Source organism: Sphingomonas sp. DC5200-1 (assembly GCF_049897245.1).
In the GTDB taxonomy this organism is placed as follows: Bacteria; Pseudomonadota; Alphaproteobacteria; order Sphingomonadales; family Sphingomonadaceae; genus Sphingomonas; species Sphingomonas aquatilis.
This window is the reverse complement of record NZ_JAFCVW010000003.1, coordinates 215,049-232,160: the sequence shown is the minus strand read 5'-3', so window position 1 is coordinate 232,160 and position 17,112 is coordinate 215,049. Positions and strand designations below refer to the sequence as shown.

Annotated in this window: 14 protein-coding genes; 5 read left to right on the top strand and 9 right to left on the bottom strand. The window is 69.1% G+C overall.

Annotated elements, in window-relative coordinates; genetic code table 11:
• Window positions 1-47: 47 nt before the first annotated feature.
• Window positions 48-1,577: a proline--tRNA ligase gene (gene proS / locus ACP7A3_RS07285; protein WP_241890753.1), complete on the bottom strand. Its 1,530-nt coding sequence runs from the start codon at window positions 1,575-1,577 to the stop codon at window positions 48-50.
• Between the two features lie 235 nt (window positions 1,578-1,812).
• On the opposite strand from proS, the gene ACP7A3_RS07280 reads away from it, so the two are divergent.
• From ACP7A3_RS07280 to ACP7A3_RS07270, 3 genes are read left to right on the top strand one after another with little or no spacing between them, the layout of a single operon-like run.
• Window positions 1,813-2,727, top strand: coding sequence for a DMT family transporter (locus ACP7A3_RS07280; protein WP_426256273.1), 915 nt, complete (start codon window positions 1,813-1,815; stop codon window positions 2,725-2,727).
• Between the two features lie 60 nt (window positions 2,728-2,787).
• Window positions 2,788-4,959, top strand: a complete 2,172-nt coding sequence (locus tag ACP7A3_RS07275) for a primosomal protein N' (protein ID WP_426256300.1) — start codon at window positions 2,788-2,790, stop codon at window positions 4,957-4,959.
• A gap of 29 nt (window positions 4,960-4,988) precedes the next feature.
• Entirely contained in the window at window positions 4,989-5,978 is a 990-nt protein-coding gene (locus ACP7A3_RS07270) for a N(4)-(beta-N-acetylglucosaminyl)-L-asparaginase (protein WP_426256274.1), read from the top strand.
• A gap of 275 nt (window positions 5,979-6,253) precedes the next feature.
• Here ACP7A3_RS07270 and ACP7A3_RS07265 read toward each other — a convergent pair whose 3' ends face one another.
• The 6 genes from ACP7A3_RS07265 to ACP7A3_RS07240 all read right to left on the bottom strand — a co-directional run bounded on the left by ACP7A3_RS07265 (window position 6,254) and on the right by ACP7A3_RS07240 (window position 11,263).
• On the bottom strand, window positions 6,254-6,505 hold the full coding sequence (locus tag ACP7A3_RS07265) for an ATP synthase F1 subunit epsilon (protein WP_017977459.1): 252 nt from the start codon (window positions 6,503-6,505) through the stop codon (window positions 6,254-6,256).
• Between the two features lies 1 nt (window position 6,506).
• Complete coding sequence (locus ACP7A3_RS07260; RefSeq protein ID WP_063687418.1) at window positions 6,507-6,689, bottom strand: hypothetical protein; 183 nt, start codon at window positions 6,687-6,689, stop codon at window positions 6,507-6,509.
• A complete protein-coding gene (gene atpD, locus ACP7A3_RS07255) occupies window positions 6,689-8,170 on the bottom strand; it encodes a F0F1 ATP synthase subunit beta (RefSeq protein WP_063687416.1) in 1,482 nt (493 codons plus the stop codon). The genes ACP7A3_RS07260 and atpD overlap by 1 nt, the downstream gene beginning before the upstream one ends.
• A 25-nt stretch (window positions 8,171-8,195) precedes the next feature.
• Entirely contained in the window at window positions 8,196-9,104 is a 909-nt protein-coding gene (locus ACP7A3_RS07250; protein ID WP_017977456.1) for a F0F1 ATP synthase subunit gamma, read from the bottom strand.
• A 75-nt stretch (window positions 9,105-9,179) separates the two neighbouring features.
• Complete coding sequence (gene atpA, locus ACP7A3_RS07245; RefSeq protein ID WP_063687414.1) at window positions 9,180-10,709, bottom strand: F0F1 ATP synthase subunit alpha; 1,530 nt, start codon at window positions 10,707-10,709, stop codon at window positions 9,180-9,182.
• A gap of 5 nt (window positions 10,710-10,714) precedes the next feature.
• Window positions 10,715-11,263, bottom strand: a complete 549-nt coding sequence (locus ACP7A3_RS07240) for a F0F1 ATP synthase subunit delta (RefSeq protein WP_078462262.1) — start codon at window positions 11,261-11,263, stop codon at window positions 10,715-10,717.
• A 196-nt stretch (window positions 11,264-11,459) separates the two neighbouring features.
• Between ACP7A3_RS07240 and ACP7A3_RS07235 the strand changes: the two genes are divergently transcribed.
• Both ACP7A3_RS07235 and ACP7A3_RS07230 read left to right on the top strand, forming a co-directional pair.
• Window positions 11,460-12,401 (top strand): hypothetical protein, encoded by a 942-nt coding sequence (locus tag ACP7A3_RS07235; protein ID WP_426256275.1) that lies wholly within the window; start codon window positions 11,460-11,462, stop codon window positions 12,399-12,401.
• A 49-nt stretch (window positions 12,402-12,450) separates the two neighbouring features.
• The gene (locus ACP7A3_RS07230; RefSeq protein ID WP_426256276.1) at window positions 12,451-13,476 is read left to right on the top strand and encodes a methylated-DNA--[protein]-cysteine S-methyltransferase; all 1,026 of its coding nucleotides are present in this window, start codon (window positions 12,451-12,453) and stop codon (window positions 13,474-13,476) included.
• Between the two features lie 197 nt (window positions 13,477-13,673).
• Here ACP7A3_RS07230 and ACP7A3_RS07225 read toward each other — a convergent pair whose 3' ends face one another.
• On the bottom strand, window positions 13,674-15,212 hold the full coding sequence (locus tag ACP7A3_RS07225) for a hypothetical protein (protein ID WP_426256277.1): 1,539 nt from the start codon (window positions 15,210-15,212) through the stop codon (window positions 13,674-13,676).
• 107 nt (window positions 15,213-15,319) lie between these two features.
• Complete coding sequence (locus ACP7A3_RS07220) at window positions 15,320-16,822, bottom strand: S1C family serine protease (protein ID WP_426256278.1); 1,503 nt, start codon at window positions 16,820-16,822, stop codon at window positions 15,320-15,322.
• Between the last annotated feature and the right edge of the window lie 290 nt (window positions 16,823-17,112).

Sequence of the window (17,112 nt, the reverse complement as noted above, 5' to 3'; positions counted from 1 at the left end):
AGGCCCCAGCCTTCGCTGGGGCGACGTTTCCGGGGCGCGCCTGTCGATCAATACGCCCGGGCAAGCAGCACGCGTTCGACGGCCGGCGCGCCGGTGAAGACGCAGGCGCCGTCCGCCGGGGCCTGATCGCCCGGCGCGTTGCGGATCGTCAGCTTCAGCGCCTTCAGCCGCTCGACCACCTGATCGAGCGCCGCGCCGGTGGGGCGCGACCATTGCACCTCGACCCAGCCAGGGTTCTTCTGCCCTTCGGCGAAATGCGCCTCGACCGCGGCGAAGTCCGCCGCCGGCACGATCGCAGCCTGCATCCGCGCGGTCGCCTGCTCGTGCAGCGCCTGCTGGATCGCGGCGAGCAAGGCGGGCGCATCCGCCTCGAAATCGCCGCGCGGCATCACTGCCGCGTCGAGCTTGCCGTCCTCGCGATACAGCCGGTCGCGGCGGATCACCGAGACGTTGCCGCCCGCCATGTCGCGGCCGCCGATCTCGATCACGATCGGCGCGCCCTTCTTCACCCAGCCCCAGCGCTTCGTCGCGGCCTTGGCGGGCTTGAGGTCGAGCAAAGCGCGCACCGGCTCGCCCAGCGCGGTCAGGCCGGCGAGGTTCGACTGGATATCCTTGGCGTAGGCGATCAGCGCCTCGTCCTCGGGCTGGTCGCGCAGCATCGGCACGATCACGATCTGCCACGGCGCGATGCGCGGCGGCACGCGCAGGCCGTCGTCGTCGCCATGCACCATGATGACGCCGCCGATCATGCGGGTGCTGACACCCCAGCTGGTCGTGTTCGCCAGCTCCAGCTCGCCGCTGGCATTCTGGAAGCGGATGTTCTGGGCGTGCGCGAAATTGGTGCCGAGGAAGTGGCTGGTTCCCGCCTGCAGCGCCTTGCCATCCTGCATCATCGCTTCGATGCTGTAGGTCGCGACCGCGCCGGGGAAGCGCTCGTTCTCCGGCTTCTCACCCGCGACGACCGGCAGCGCCAGGCAGGTTTCGGCGAAATCGCGATAGACTTCGAGCATCTTGCGCGTCTCTTCGCGCGCCTCGTCGGCGGTCGCGTGGGCGGTATGCCCCTCCTGCCACAGGAATTCGCTGGTGCGCAGGAACATGCGCGTCCGCATCTCCCAGCGCACGACATTGGCCCATTGGTTGATGAGCACCGGCAGGTCGCGCCACGACTGTACCCAGCGGGCGAAGGCCGTGCCGATCACCGTCTCCGACGTCGGGCGCACGACCAGCGGCTCTTCCAGCTTGGCGGCGGGATCGGGCTTCAGGCCGCCGTGACCGTCGGGGATCAGGCGATGGTGCGTGACGACCGCCATTTCCTTGGCGAAGCCCTCGACATGCTCGGCCTCTTTTTCGAAATAGGACAGCGGGATGAAAAGCGGGAAGTAGCAATTCTCATGCCCCGTCGCCTTGATCCGATCGTCGAGCAGGCGCTGGATGCGTTCCCAGATTCCATAGCCCCACGGCCGGATGACCATGCAGCCGCGCACGCCCGATTCCTCGGCGAGGTCGGCCTCGGTGATGACGGATTGATACCAGGCGGCGAAATCGGCGTCGCGGGTGACGGGGAGAGCGTGCTTCATGGTGGTGGCTCTTATCTCCGACGGACGTTTCCGTCACCCCGCAAGTCCTCCCCCGCCAGGGGGAGGTGGCACCGCGCAGCGGTGACGGAGGGGGAGGTAAGCGGCACGCGTGACAGGGCGGTGCGCCGTTTACCTCCCCCTCCACCATTCGGCTGGCGCCGAACGGTCCCCCTCCCCCTGGCGGGGGAGGAATTTAGGTCGCGCCCTCGCTCCCAATCCCGCTACAGCCCGCGGCATGAACGACCGCATCCTGCCCGCGATCGGCCTGCGCCTGCTGTCGGTCGTGTTCTTTGCCGCGATGAACGCAAGCATCAAGCTGGCCGAACATGCCGGTGCGAGCGTCGTCGAGATCCTGTTCTTTCGCCAGTTCGGCGCGGCGCTGCTGGTGTCGGCCGTCATCGCGAGTGGCCCCGGCATGACGAGCGTCGCGACACAGCGGCTGCCGGCGCATGTTGCGAGGGCGGTGGTGGGACTGAGCGCGATGGCGTTGACCTTCCACGGCATCGTGCTGCTGCCGCTCGCCGAGGCGACGACGATCGGCTTCACCGTGCCGCTGATCACGACGATCCTCGGCGCGCTGGTGCTGCGCGAGCCGACCGGGGTTTGGCGCTGGGGCGCGGTGGTGGCGGGGTTCGCCGGCGTGCTGATCGTCGCGGCGCCGGGCCTTGCCGCCAACGACGGGCATCTGCCGCTGGGCGGCGCGGCCTTTGCGCTGGGCGGGGCGTTCGGGACGGCGTGCGTCACCATCTTACTGCGCCAGATCGGGCGGACCGAGGCGGCGCTGACCACCGTCTTCTGGTTTTCGACGCTGTCGCTGGTGCCGCTGACGCTGTTCTACGTGCCCGTCGCGCAAGGGCATAGCGCGTTCGGCTGGGCGTGCCTGGCCGCGGTCGGCGTTCTGGGCGGATGCGCGCAGATCGCGATGACCAATTCGTTGAAGCTCGGCCCCGTGTCGGTGGTGGTGCCGATGGACTATTCTAGCCTGTTGTGGGCGACCGCGCTCGGGTGGCTGATCTTCGACACCTTGCCAGCCAGCGCGACCTGGATCGGTGCCCCGGTGATCATCGCGAGCGGCCTGATCATCGTGTGGCGCGAGCGGGTGCGCCAGCGGCAGGAAACGATCGCGGCGAGCGCCGACGACGTCGCCTAGCCGTCGGAGCGACGCAATCCGGCGCTTCCCGTCGAGTCGATCAGCCCCCATATGGACGCCATGTCGTCGCGCGCCCGCGTTCTCGTCCTCAATTCCGCGCTCGGCCCGCTCGACTATCGCGTGCCGGCGGGCTCGCATGTCGAGCCGGGATCGGTGGTCATAGCGCCGCTGGGGCCGCGCCAGTTGCTCGGCGTGGTGTGGGAGCCCGAGCGCATGCCGTCGGACGCCGAGGTCGGCGACAACCGGCTGCGGCCGCTGCTCGGCGTGGTCGACGTGCCGCCGCTCGCCGCGCCGTTGCGCCGGCTGATCGAGTGGACCGCCGACTATTACCTCGCGCCGCCGGCCGCCGTGGTGCGGATGGCGCTTGCCTCCACCTCGGCGCTCGAGGGGGCGCGGACCGTCACCGAGTACCGCGCCACCGGCACCGTGCCGCCGCGCCTCACCCCACAGCGCGAACAGGCGCTGGAGCGAATCGGTGACCGGCAGGGACTGATCCGCGAGCTCGCAACCCTCGCCGACGTGTCCGACGCGGTGGTCCGCGGGCTGGTGAAGGCGGGCGCGCTGGAGGCGGTGAGCGTCGATATCGACAGCCCCTATCCGCGCCCCGACCCGGCCTTCGGTCCGCCGACGCTGGCCGAGGCGCAGCAGGTCGCCGCGGACGAGCTGGTCGCCGGGGTTGCGGCGCATGACTTCCGCCCGACGCTGCTGGACGGCGTCACCGGATCGGGCAAGACCGAGGTGTATTTCGAAGCGGTGGCCGAAGCGATCCGGCAGGGGCGGCAGACATTGGTGCTGCTGCCCGAGATCGCGCTGACCGAACCGTTCCTGAAGCGCTTCCACGACCGCTTCGGCTGCGAGCCGGTGGCGTGGCATTCGGGGCTGCGCTCCACCCAGCGGCGGCGGGCGTGGCGCGCGATCGCGAGCGGCGAGGCGCTGGTGACGGTGGGCGCGCGGTCCGCTTTGTTCCTGCCCTATCGCAACCTCGGCCTGATCGTCGTCGACGAGGCGCATGAGACGAGCTTCAAGCAGAAAGAGGGCGTCCATTACCATGCCCGCGACGTCGCGGTGATGCGCGGCAAGTTCGAAGGCTGCCCGGTGATCCTGGCCAGCGCCACCCCGGCGATCGAGACGCGCCAGCAGGTGGCACTGGGCCGCTATGCCGAACTGAAGCTGCCGGGACGCTACGGCCCCGCCGAAATGCCGACGATCGAGGCGATCGATCTGATCCAGCACCCACCCGAACGCGGCACGTGGATCGCGCCAAAGCTGGTGACGGCGCTGCGCGAGACGTTCGAAAAGGGCGAGCAGTCGCTGCTGTTCCTCAACCGCCGCGGCTATGCGCCGCTGACGCTGTGCCGCAATTGCGGGCATCGCTTCCAATGCCCCAATTGCACCGCCTGGATGGTCGAGCATCGCCTCACCCGCCGGCTGGCCTGCCACCATTGCGGCCATGTGATGCCGACGCCGCGGGCCTGCCCGGAGTGCAAGGCGGAGGACAGCCTGGTCGCCTGCGGTCCCGGCGTCGAGCGGATCGCGGACGAGGTGGCGACTTTGTTCCCCGAGGCGAAGACCGCAGTCGTCACCAGCGACACGATCTGGTCGCCGGCCAAGGCCGCCGAATTCGTGGGGCGGATGGAGGCGGGCGACATCGACATCGTCGTCGGCACGCAGCTCGTGACCAAGGGCTATCACTTTCCCAATCTGACATTGGTCGGCGTAATCGATGCCGATCTGGGGCTGGAGGGTGGCGACCTGCGGGCGGCGGAGCGGACGTTCCAGCAGATTCGGCAGGTGTCGGGGCGTGCGGGGCGGGGAGCCAAGCCGGGGCATGTGTTCATCCAGACGCACAGTCCGTCGGCGCAGGTGATGCAGGCGCTGATCACCGGCGATGCCGAGGCCTTCTACGAAGCGGAGACCGAAGCGCGGCGCGATGCCGGCGCCCCGCCCTTTGGCCGCTATGCCGCGATCGTCGTGTCGTCGGAGGAGCAGGCGTGTGCGCATGAGGTGGCGCGGGCGGTGGCGCAGAGTGCGCCGCGCGTCGACGGCATGGCGGTCTATGGCCCCGCCCCTGCCCCGCTCGCTATGCTGCGCGGGCGGCATCGCTATCGATTACTGGTGCATGCCCGGCGCGCGCTCGACGTGCAGGACGTGATCCGCGACTGGCTGGGCGGGCTCGACTGGCCGGCGAAAGCGCGCGTGACGGTGGACGTCGATCCGTATAACTTCCTGTAAGGACCAATACCGGTCCAAAGGATGACGGCATGACGACGCGGCGCGGGTTTCTGGGTGGCATGGCGGCGGCAAGCGGAGCGGCGGCGCTACCCGCGGTCGCAGCGGCGCCTGATCGCGCGCTGATCGTCTCCACCTGGGATTTCGGTGCGGCGGCGAACGATGCGGCGTTTGCGCGGATGAAGGCGGGGGGCACGTTGCTCGACGCGGTCGAGGCGGGGGCGATGGTGCCGGAGGCGGACCCGGAGAACCATTCGGTCGGCTATGGCGGCTATCCCGATCGCGACGGGCATGTGACGCTCGATGCGGTGATTATGGACGATGCCGGCGGCGTCGGCGCGGTCGCGGCGCTGGAGGATACCGTCCACGCCATCTCGGTCGCGCGGCGGGTGATGGAGAAGACGCCGCACACGTTCCTCGTCGGCGAGGGCGCGACGCGGTTCGCGCGCGACCAGGGGTTTCCCAAGGTCGATCTGCTGACGCCGCCGGCGGAGAAGGCGTGGCGCGAGTGGCTGAAGACCTCGCAGTACAAGCCGGTCGCCAATATCGAGAACCGCCGCGCGCCTTTGGGTGGTGCGCTGGATCACGACACGATCGGGTTGCTGGCGCGCGACGCCTCGGGGCGGATGGCGGGGGCCTGCACCACGTCGGGCATGGCGTTCAAGATGCGCGGGCGGGTGGGCGATTCGCCGCAGGTCGGTAGCGGATTGTACGTCGAGGCGGGCGTCGGTGGCGCGACCTCCACCGGGCTGGGCGAGGAGGTGACGCGGATCGCCGGCACCGCCCGCGTCGTCGCGTCGATGCGCGCGGGGCTGTCGCCGCAGGCGGCGTGCGAGGAGGTGGTGAAGCATATCGCCAAGCTGCGTGGCGATGCGATCAAGGGCGTGCAGGTAGGCTTTCTGGCGCTGTCGCCGCAGGGCGAGGTGGGAGCGTTCTGCCTGTTGCCGGGCTTTACCTATGCGGTGACCGATGCGGCGGGGCGGACCGTGATGCGCAAGGGGCGGTCGCTGTTCGCTGCGTGAGCGACGATGGAGACCTTGGCGGAAATTTGGGTGTCGTCACCCCGGACTTGATCCGGGGTCCCGCTTTTTGCCCGCCCGAGCAGAAGAAGCGGGACCCCGGCTCAGGGCCGGGGTGACGGGAATGGGGTGAGCGGCGGTGAGAAAGAGCCGGGGTTTGCCGGCTGCTGTATCGGGGTAACGGGCTGTAGGACAGCCGGTGCTGATTGTGCGCCCTCGCGCAGGGACTTAGCGGGAGGGCGATCCAACAGTCTGCATCGCCGCCGGCCCCGGATCGATTACGCCGCGTGTTCGGCGAGGACGGTGAGGCCCTGGGCGTTCACTTCCGCAAAGCCGCCCTGGATCGCGATGGTTTCGGGCTGGCCACCTTCGGTGCGGTAGACCGAGAGCGCGCCGTCGCGGACGGTGGACATCAAGGGCGCATGGCCCTCCAGCACGCCAAAGTCGCCTTCGGTGCCGGGCACGACGACCATGTACACGTCCTCGGAGCGGACGAGCTTTTCGGGCGTGACGAGTTCGAAGTGCAGCATGTCAGAGTCTCGTTTCAATCACGCGATCGAACGCGGTGATGGCCGCGTCGAATTTGTCCCGGCAGCCGGGATTGCAGAAACCGACCACCGCGCCGCGATAGACCGTCAAGGCATCGTCGCTGATCGGCTTACCCGACCAGGGACAGATGGCGTTGACGGCGTCCTCGCGGCGCAGCGCAGGCATTAGGCCTCGGCGGCCATCTTTTCGGCCTTGGCGACGACTTCGTCGATGCCGCCGACCATGTAGAAGGCCGCTTCCGGCAGGTGATCATATTCGCCGTCGACGACCGCCTTGAACGAACGGATCGTGTCTTCGATCTGCACGAACTTGCCGCTGATGCCGGTGAAGACTTCGGCGACGTGGAACGGCTGGCTGAGGAAGCGCTGGATTTTGCGCGCACGCGTGACGGTCAGCTTATCCTCTTCGGACAGTTCGTCCATGCCGAGGATGGCGATGATGTCCTGCAGCGACTTGTAGCGCTGAAGCAGCGACTGGACGGCGCGCGCCGTGTCGTAATGCTCCTGGCCGACGATGCGCGGTTCGAGAACGCGGCTGGTCGAATCGAGCGGATCGACCGCCGGATAGATGCCGAGTTCCGAGATCGCGCGGTTGAGCACGGTCGTCGCGTCCAGGTGGGCGAACGAGGTCGCCGGCGCCGGGTCGGTCAAGTCGTCCGCGGGGACGTAGACGGCCTGCACCGAGGTGATCGAGCCCTTGTTGGTCGAGGTGATGCGCTCCTGCAGCGCGCCCATGTCGGTCGACAGCGTCGGCTGATAGCCCACCGCCGACGGAATGCGGCCGAGCAGCGCCGACACTTCCGCGCCCGCCTGCGTGAAGCGGAAGATGTTGTCGACGAAGAACAGCACGTCCTGCCCTTCCTGATCGCGGAAATATTCCGCGATGGTCAGGCCCGACAGCGCGACACGGGCGCGGGCGCCCGGCGGCTCGTTCATCTGGCCGAACACCAGCGCGACCTTCGACCCTTCGCTGATCGGATTGCCGTCGGCATCCTTGGCGATGACGCCCGCGTCGAGGAATTCGTGATAGAGGTCGTTGCCCTCGCGGGTGCGCTCACCGACGCCCGCGAACACCGAGGTGCCGCCGTGGCCCTTGGCGATGTTGTTGATCAGTTCCTGGATGAGCACGGTCTTGCCGACGCCGGCACCGCCGAACAGGCCGATCTTGCCGCCCTTCGCGTACGGCGCGAGCAGGTCGATGACCTTGATGCCGGTGACGAGGATCGCGCTGTCGGTCGACTGGTCGACGAATTCCGGCGCCTTGGCGTGGATCGGCGCGCGCAGGTCGGTGGCGACCGGGCCACGCTCGTCGATCGGCTCGCCGACGACGTTCATGATGCGGCCGAGCGTCGCCGGGCCGACGGGAACGCTGATCTGCGAACCGGTGTCGCGAACGGTCTGGCCGCGGGTCAGGCCCTCGGTCGCGTCCATCGCGATCGTGCGGACGGTGTTCTCGCCCAGATGCTGCGCGACCTCGAGCACCAGCTTAGTGCCGTTGTTGTCCGTTTCCAGCGCCGACAGGATCGCCGGCAGCGTTTCGGGGAAGTGGACGTCGACGACGGCGCCGATGACCTGCGCGATCGTGCCGGTGGTGTTGCTGCTGCCCGTCGACTGGGTCGGGCGGATGTCGTCTGCGGCGGTTGCCATGGCGGTTCTTCCTGCTTCGGATTCGTTAGAGCGCTTCGGCGCCGGAGATGATCTCGACCAGTTCGGTCGTGATCGCGGCCTGGCGCGTGCGGTTGTACTGGATGGACAGGCGGTTGATCATGTCGCCCGCGTTGCGCGTCGCATTGTCCATCGCGTTCATGCGGCTGCCCTGTTCCGACGCGGCGTTTTCCAGCATCGCGCGGAAGATCTGGATCGCGACGTTGCGCGGCAGCAGGTCGGCGAGGATCGACTCTTCGTCGGGCTCGTATTCGACGACCGCGGCGGGGGCGGAAGTGTTGCTGGAAGTGGACGAAGTGGAGGGTACGTCCTTGTCTAGAACGTCCACCGCAACCGGGATGATTTGGCGGCCTACGGGCAGCTGCACGAGCGCCGAGACGAACTTGGCGTAGAACAGGTGCGCGACGTCGAATTCGCCCGCCGCGTAGCGCGCGAGCAGGTCGTCGGCTACTTCGCGCGCCTGCTGGAAGCCGAGCACCTTGTGCTGGCCCAGCTCATGGTCGGCGAGGATCGCGTTCGGGTAGAAGCGACGCAGCACGCGGCCCTTCTTGCCGGCGAGGTAGAAGCGCACGGTCTTGCCCTGCGCCTCCAGCTCCTCCGCCTTGCGGCGGGCGGCGCGGACGATGTTGCTGTTGAACGCGCCGGCGAGGCCGCGTTCCGACGTCGCGACGACGAGCAGGTGAACCTGGTCCTTGCCGGTACCCGAGAGCAGCGGCGAGACGCCCGCGCCGCCCGCCAGCTGGCGCGACAGGCTGGCGACGACCGCCTCCAGCCGCTCGGCATAGGGACGACCGGCCTGCGCCGCTTCCTGCGCGCGGCGCAGCTTGGCGGCGGCGACCATCTTCATCGCCTTGGTGATCTTCTGGGTCGACTTGACCGAGTTGATCCGGATCTTGAGGGCCTTCAACGACGCCATTGTTGTCCTTCATGTGTCCCCGCGACGGCGGGGACCCAGTACTGGGCTCCCGCCTGCGCGGGAGCACATTGAACGTTACGCGAAGGTCTTCGCGAACTGGTCGAGCGCGGCCTTGAGGCCCGCCTTCGCCTCGTCGCCGAGATCGCGGGTGTCGCGGATCTTGGTGAGCACGTCGGCGTGATTGGCGCGCAGGTCGGCGAGCATCGCGGCTTCGTAGCGGGTCACGTCCGCGACCGGCACGGTGTCGATATAGCCGTTGGTGCCAGCGAAGATCGACGCGGTCTGCTCCTCGAACGGCATCGGGCTGAACTGCTTCTGCTTGAGCAGTTCGGTGAGGCGCGCGCCGCGGTTGAGCAGCTTCTGCGTCGAGGCGTCGAGGTCCGAGCCGAACTGCGCGAAGGCAGCCATTTCGCGATACTGCGCGAGCTCGAGCTTGATCGAACCCGACACCTTCTTCATCGCCTTGGTCTGCGCGGCCGAGCCGACGCGGCTGACCGACAGGCCGACGTTGATCGCGGGGCGGATGCCGGCGAAGAACAGGTCGGTTTCGAGGAAGATCTGGCCGTCGGTGATCGAGATCACGTTGGTCGGGATGTAGGCCGACACGTCGCCCGCCTGCGTTTCGATGATCGGCAGCGCGGTGAGCGAGCCGCCACCGTTGGCGTCCGACATCTTGGCGGCGCGCTCGAGCAGGCGGCTGTGCAGGTAGAACACGTCACCCGGATAGGCTTCACGACCCGGCGGCCGGCGCAGCAGCAGCGACATCTGGCGATAGGCGACCGCCTGCTTCGACAGATCGTCGAACACGATCAGCGCGTGCATGCCGTTGTCGCGGAAATATTCGCCCATCGCGGCGCCGGTGTAGGGCGCGAGGAACTGCATCGGCGCCGGCTCCGACGCGGTCGCGGCGACGACGATGGAATATTCCATCGCGCCATTCTCTTCGAGCGTCTTGACGAGCTGCGCGACCGTCGACCGCTTCTGGCCAACCGCGACATAGACGCAGTACAGCTTCTTCTTTTCGTCGGTGCCGGCGTTGACGCCCTTCTGGTTGATGAAGGCATCGATCGCGACGGCGGACTTGCCGGTCTGACGGTCGCCGATGATCAGCTCGCGCTGGCCGCGGCCGACGGGAACGAGCGCGTCGATCGCCTTCAGGCCCGACTGCATCGGCTCGCTGACCGACTGGCGCGGGATGATGCCCGGCGCCTTCACCTCGACGCGGCTGCGCTGGTCGGCGACGATCGGGCCCTTGCCGTCGATCGGGTTGCCGAGGCCATCGACCACGCGGCCGAGCAGGCCCTTGCCGACCGGCACGTCGACGATGGTGCCGGTACGCTTGACGGTGTCGCCTTCGCGGATTTCGGCGTCCGAACCGAAGATCACGACGCCGACATTGTCGGCTTCGAGGTTCAGCGCCATGCCCTGCACGCCATTGGCGAATTCGACCATCTCGCCCGCCTGGACGTTGTCGAGGCCGTAGATGCGCGCGATGCCGTCGCCGACGCTGAGCACCTGGCCGGTCTCGCTGACCTGGGCCTGGTCACCGAAGTTGCTGATCTGGTCCTTGATGACCTTCGAGATTTCTGCGGCGCGGATATCCATTTGCGTTAGCCCTTCATCGCGTGCGCGAGAGTGTTGAGACGGGTGCGGATCGACGAATCGATCATCTGGGAACCGATACGGACGACCAGGCCGCCGAGCAGTTCGGGGTCGACCGACAGGTCGACGGAAACGTCGCGGCCGACGCGGGTGCGCAGCTGCTGCTTGAGTTCGCCGACCTGTTCCTCGGTCAGCGGATGCGCGCTGGTGACCTCGGCCGACACTTCGCCGCGATGGCGGCTGGCGAGCGCGCGGAAGGCGCGGATGATCTGCGGCAGCGCGGCGAGGCGGCGATTTTCGGCGAGGACGCCGAGGAAGTTCTTGGTCGTCGCGTCGAGGCCCATCGCGTCGGCGGCGGCAAGCACCGCCTTCACCGCGGCGCCGCGGGCGACCAGCGGGCTGGTCGTGAGCTTGGCGAAGTCGTCGCTGTCGCGCAGCGCGTCGCGCACCGCCACGAGGCTCGCCTCGACGGTGTCGATGCTCTTCGAATCGCGGGCGAGTTCGAACAGCGCGATCGCATAGCGTCCGCCCAGGCTCGCCTGGATACCGCCGCCCAAATTACCGCTGGATGTCTCCACGGAATCGAAGTCCTCGTGCCGAAATGTTGGCCCATGGGGAAGAGGGCGCGCGAGTTCGCGCACCACTTATGGGTGGCGGGCGGCTAGCATGGGGGGCGAACAAGCGCAAGTAGACGCGCAGCTTCTGTTCAGGAACGGGCCCGTAACGATGGCAACAGGGCAAAACGGGAGGCGGATGATGCGGTGGGCGGCGATCGTATTGGCGGGACTGGCGATCACGGGCACGGCGCGGGCCGAGGTGCTGCACGTGGCCGGCGTGTTCGGCGCCAATGCGCGCGCGGCGAGCCTGCTGCCGACGATCGGGATCGGGCCGTTCGACGGCGCCTATGGCGGCACGCTGGCCGATGCGATCGAGCGGCGGCTGAGCAAGCTGGGCGCGGACGGCGTGCCGCATGCGGTGCTGGTGCCCGCGGGCCTGCGCCCCGACGGACTGCTGTCCGGCCATACCGGCGTCGAGGTGGCGAGTAACGATTATACCGAAAGCCGCGAGCGCTGCGTCGAGAAGAACAAGGATGGTAAATGCGTCGCCCGGCAGCGCTATGTCGTCCGCTGCACCAGCCGCACGGTCGATTTCCGCGCGGACCTGGTGATGCGCGAGGCGCGGAGCGGCGAGAAGCCGTACGACACCACCAAGACGCGGCATGACTTTTCGAGCTGGTGCGAGGACAGCGGCATCGCGACCGATGTCGGCTTCACCGTCGGCAGCATGGCCGATTCGATCGCGCAGGAGGTGCGGCTGGACCTCGCCCCGCATGCCGAAGACTATAAGGTGCGCGTCCGCGAGGAGCGTGACGGCCTGCCGCCCGACATCGCGAAACAGTTCAAGACCGCGGTCCATCTGACCAAGAGCGACGAACACGCGGCGTGCGACGCCTTTGCCGCGATCGACAAGGCGGTGCCCGATCAGGGATCGACGACGTTCAACCTGGCTTTGTGCGCCGAAGCCGCGGGGCGCTATGCCGAAGCGGCGGACCGCTATACGCGGGCGCGGCTGTTCGCGCCGGACGCGGGCAGCGCGGTGAGCAAGGGGCTGGAGCGCGTGGCGAGCCTGGCCGCCGGGCGCGACGATGTCGCGATCATGCGCGCACGGCCGCCGGTGCGCGGCACCGGGTTTTGATCGCAAGCCGCGGGATGAGCGGCGCGCGCCCGCGCGCTATGACGAGGGCATGAGCGAGATCGATCAGGATGCGGCGTGGGCCGCCTTTGTCGCGCGGGACCGGAGTCAGGACGGCGCGTTCGTCGTCGCGGTCACCAGCACGGGCATCTATTGCCGGCCGAGTTGCCCGGCGCGGCGTCCGGCGCGGGCGAACGTGCTCTTTCTGGCGGATGGCGCGGCGGCGCGGGCGGCGGGCTATCGCGCGTGCCGGCGCTGCCTGCCCGATGGTGTGGCGCGCGACACGCAGGCGGTGGCTGACGCCTGCGCGGCGATCGCGGCGGCGGAGGGGCCGGTAACTTTGGCGGAGCTGGCCGGCGCCGTCGGCTATGCGCCGCATCATTTCCAGCGGGTTTTCACGCGGGCGACGGGGGTGAGCCCGGCGGCCTATGGCCGAGCGGTGCGCGCCGGGCGGGCGGCGGCGTCGCTGGATGCGGGCGCGGGCGTGACCGAGGCGATCCATGCCGCGGGCTATGGCGCGGCGAGCCGCTTCTATGCCGACGGCGCCGCGCGGCTGGGCATGGCGCCGCGCGCGCGGGCGAAGGGCGCGGCGGGGCTGACGATCCGATGGACCGTGGTGGTGACCAGCCTGGGGCCGTTGCTGGTCGCGGCGACCGACACGGGCCTGTGCCGGATCGCGTTCGACGAGGATGCATGCGCGCTGACGGCGCATTTCCCGCAGCCGACGATCGTGCCGGGCGATGCCGCGCTGGCGACGCTGGCGGCGGAGGTGGTGGCGCTGGTCGAGGCGCCGGGACGCGACGCGGGCCTGCCGGTGGATGTGCAGGGCACGGCGTTCCAGGAGGCGGTGTGGCAGGCGCTACGCACCATCCCGGCGGGCGAAACGCGCAGCTATGCCGAGCTGGCGGCGGCGGCCGGACGGCCGGGGGCCACGCGCGCGGCGGGGACGGCCTGCGGGCGCAACCCGCTGGCGGTGCTGGTGCCGTGCCACCGGGTGACGCGCGTTGACGGCGCGATGGGCGGCTATGCCTGGGGCGTGGAGCGCAAGCGTGTGCTGCTGGCGCGCGAGCGGGGGTAGCGGCGCGTGATGCCGTTTGGGTGGTGCATGCGAGCGCGGTGTGCGGTTTCGGGCTGATCGGGTGACGCCGTCGAGGGCGGTGGATGGGACTGTCTCCGGTCCCGACGCGTTCCCCTGACCTCCCCCTCCGTCATGCCTGCGGCATGCCACCTCCCCCTGGCGGGGGAGGACTTGGGGTCGGCTCGGGGTCCGGCGCTTTAGTCCAGCGTTACGTCGTCCTTCTTGCTACCGGCTGCGGCGAGCGCGGCGGGGCCGGTCTTGCCGGCATCGATCTGGGCGAGCAGGCGGGCGGCGGGATTGTCGACCGGCGCATGCGGGGAATAGGCGAGCGTTCGGAGCGCGAGGCGCGCGTCGTCGGTCTTGCCGTCGAGCAGCGACTGGACGCCGTAGGCGAAGGTCAACGCCTCGTCTTGCGGCACCAGCATATGCGCCTGTGCCAGCGCGGCCTTGGCGTTCGCGGTCGGCACGTCGTGCGCCATGCCGAAGCTGGAATAATAGAGCATGAGGGCATAAGCGTCGTTGTTGTCGAGCTTGTTGGCTTTGAGCAGCCACGAGCGCGCCTCTTTCCACACGGCCGGGTCCTTGGCGTGCGCGGCGCTGGCGCGGCGGAGGTGGACCTGCGCCTTGTAGACCAAAGCCTGCGACGATTTCGGATCGAGTGCGAGCGCCCGATCCGCCGCCGCCTCGGCAACGTCGTTGCGCCCCGCATCCAGCGCCATTTCCGCAAACCAGCCCTGGACCACGGGATCGTCGGCATATTTCGCCGCGATCGGCGTGGCTTCGGCGAGGATCGGCTGCGCCGTTTCGCGATTGACGCCCCGATCGGACCGCATGCGCAGCGCGATCATCGCCTTTTCGCCCGGCCGTAGCGGCCTGAGGCTCACCTCGGGCTTGGGCAGTCGATCGTTGGACAATTTGTACGCGGGGAAGCTCGAACCGCTGAGGCGCTTGTTCATCTCCTTGTTCAGCGCCTTGAGGTCGCCGAAGGCCTTGGTCGCCGCCTCGATGCTCGGCACGCCCTGGTTGAAGAGCGTGAGGTAGGTGGCAAATTGCGCCGCACGCGTCCGGTCGAGCGCGAGGACGTGCGTGAGCAGCCAGCCGCGCGCATACAGCTCGCTCGTCTCCGAATCCGACAATTTGCGGCGATCGGTGGCGAACAGCTTTTCCGCCGACATGCCCTGCCCTTCCAGCAGCGTGTAGGCCCGATGCTGCGCCGGCGCGCCGATCCAGAAGACGTCCTTGTCGAACCGCGTCGTCGACATGAACTCCGCGAACCCTTCCGAATACCAGCGCGGCACCGCAAGCTCGGAATGCCCGAGCAGCGCGTGATGCGCATATTCGTGGAACAGGACGATCTGCGGATCGAGCCCGCCCTCCGAGCGATCGCTACGACCGGGGGTGAAGGCGACCGATCCGCTGGCGCGACCATCGTAAAAGCCCGCAATGTTTTTGCCGCCGGCGCCGAACAGCCGCTGGACCGCCGAATCGTTGGCGACGACGTAGACGGTCAGCTTGTTCGAGGTATCGAGGTCGGTGTCGGGCAAGCCACGCACCAGGCGGATCGCCGCATCGAACCGTTCCAGCTGCTCGGCCTGCTTGCGCACGGCATCGGCGCTGTCGTTGGCGTAGACGACGACATGGCGACCGGTCGCTTCATACCATTCGGCCTGCGCGGGCGCAGCGAGCGTGGCCGCTCCGATCGCCGCCGCCATCATGCCCCGTATCGCGAATCGCATCCCCGCCCCCCTTCGATCCGATATGGGCAGCGTAACGCGGCCCGTGCGAGGTGCCAGCGGTGATTTGTTTGCGGCGCGACGGTTTTGCCCGCCAGACGCCGCAACCCTCAGCCCGCGCGGCGGCAGGCGTAGACGAGCTTTTCGTTGGGGAGCGGGGGCAGCGCGGCGCGCTGCGCGGATTGCTGCTGGACCAGGCGTTCGGTGGCGACCGGATCGACGGTGCAGCGCTGGCCGACGGTCTTCGCACTCAGGCTGCGCAGCGCCTGCATCGCCTGCGCGCCGAGCATGTAGCGCGTGACCGTCAGGCGGCGGGTGACGGGATCGAAGACGCGCGACGACACGGTCTGTTCGTCGTCGGGGACGGTGAGGCGCTGCCACGCGTCGCCGGTGGCGAGATATTGGGTGCGACCGTCGGCGCAGCCGCTCTTGCCCCAGTCGAGCGTCACGTCGTCGGTCGACGAGACGGTGACGCGGCTGGCGTCGGCCTGCAACGTGCAGACGAGCTTGCCGAGCGGTGCGTTGGGCACCGCCTGGCGCGCGACAAGGGGGACGCGCGGCAGATCGGCGCGCGCCGAGGGGCGCAGGACGAAGGTCGCGATGCCCGCCGCCATCGTCGCAGCCCCGATCCCCGCGGCCCAGAGCGCGGCGCGGCGGCGGCCCTTCGCGTCGAGCAGGCCGGCGCCGCCCAGCCCCATCGCGCCGAAGACCAGCAACAGGCCGGCGATGCCCATGACATTCTCGCGCCGCGCCTGCGCGGCCTCGCGCGCGGTGGCCAGCGCTTCCTCGCGGCCCATCGCGGCACGGGTCGCTGCTTCGCGGGCGCTGGTGAGCGCGTCGGCGCGGGCGCGGGCGTCGGCCTCGCTATCCTGCCGCAGCCGCTCCTCGATCGAGGTGCAAGGCGCGCCGGTGGTGGCGAAGGGCTGTTTGGCAGTGCGCAGGAAGGCGGCGAGTTCGGTGTCGGCGATGGCGAAGCCGAACGAGCTGTCGCCCTCTTCGCCGCGGGTGATCGCCGAGTTGATGCCGATCACCCGGCCGCAGCGATCGAGCAGCGGCCCACCCGAATTGCCGCGCGCGATGCTGGCGGTGTGAAGCAGCACTTCGGTGCCGGTGAGATTGCGCCGACCGGAGAACACACCCTCCGACCGCACCGGCGACGTGGGGCGGATATAGTCGGCGGCGGATTTCGCGGTCGCGAGGTCGACGTTGCCTGGATAGCCCAGAGCGACCACCGCATCGCCTTCGCCGATCGGCCCGGTGTAGAGCGTCGCCGGCGGCAGGCTGGCGCCGGTGAATTCGATCAGCGCGAGGTCGGCGCGCGCGTCATAGGCGATGACGCGGCCCTGGTAGCTCTTGTCGCCTTCGGACGGCACGACGCCGACGACGACATTGTCGGGGTAGCGTTCGGCGAGGTCGACGACATGCGCGTTGGTGACGACGCGATTGGGCGCCACCGCGACGCCGCTGCCATGGCCGAAGCCCACCACCTGCCCATCGACGACCGCGATGGTGACGACGCGCACCACGCCGCGCGCTGTGGCGCCGATATCGTCGGCGCGCGCCGGCTGGGTCCAGCAGAGCAGCAGCAGCAGGGTGAGGAGCAGGCGGCGCATGCCCCGGTCTCGAAGGCGAGGCCGGCGCGCGTGTCAAGCCTTGTACGGGCGGACGGGATGGATCGGGCGGGATGAGGGCTGTGTTCGCGCAGAGGCGCGGAGACCGCAGAGGTGTCACGCCCGCTGCACGCGCGGCCCGGCCCGAACACGCGCAAAAGGAGGCGCGCGTGGCCGCGCGACAGTCGCCTCTGCGTCCTCAGCGCATCTGCGCGACCACAGCCTGCGCCAGCCTTTGCGATGTCTTCCCGGCACGCCGGCCCGCGGCGCATCGTGGTTAGGAAAATGTCAAA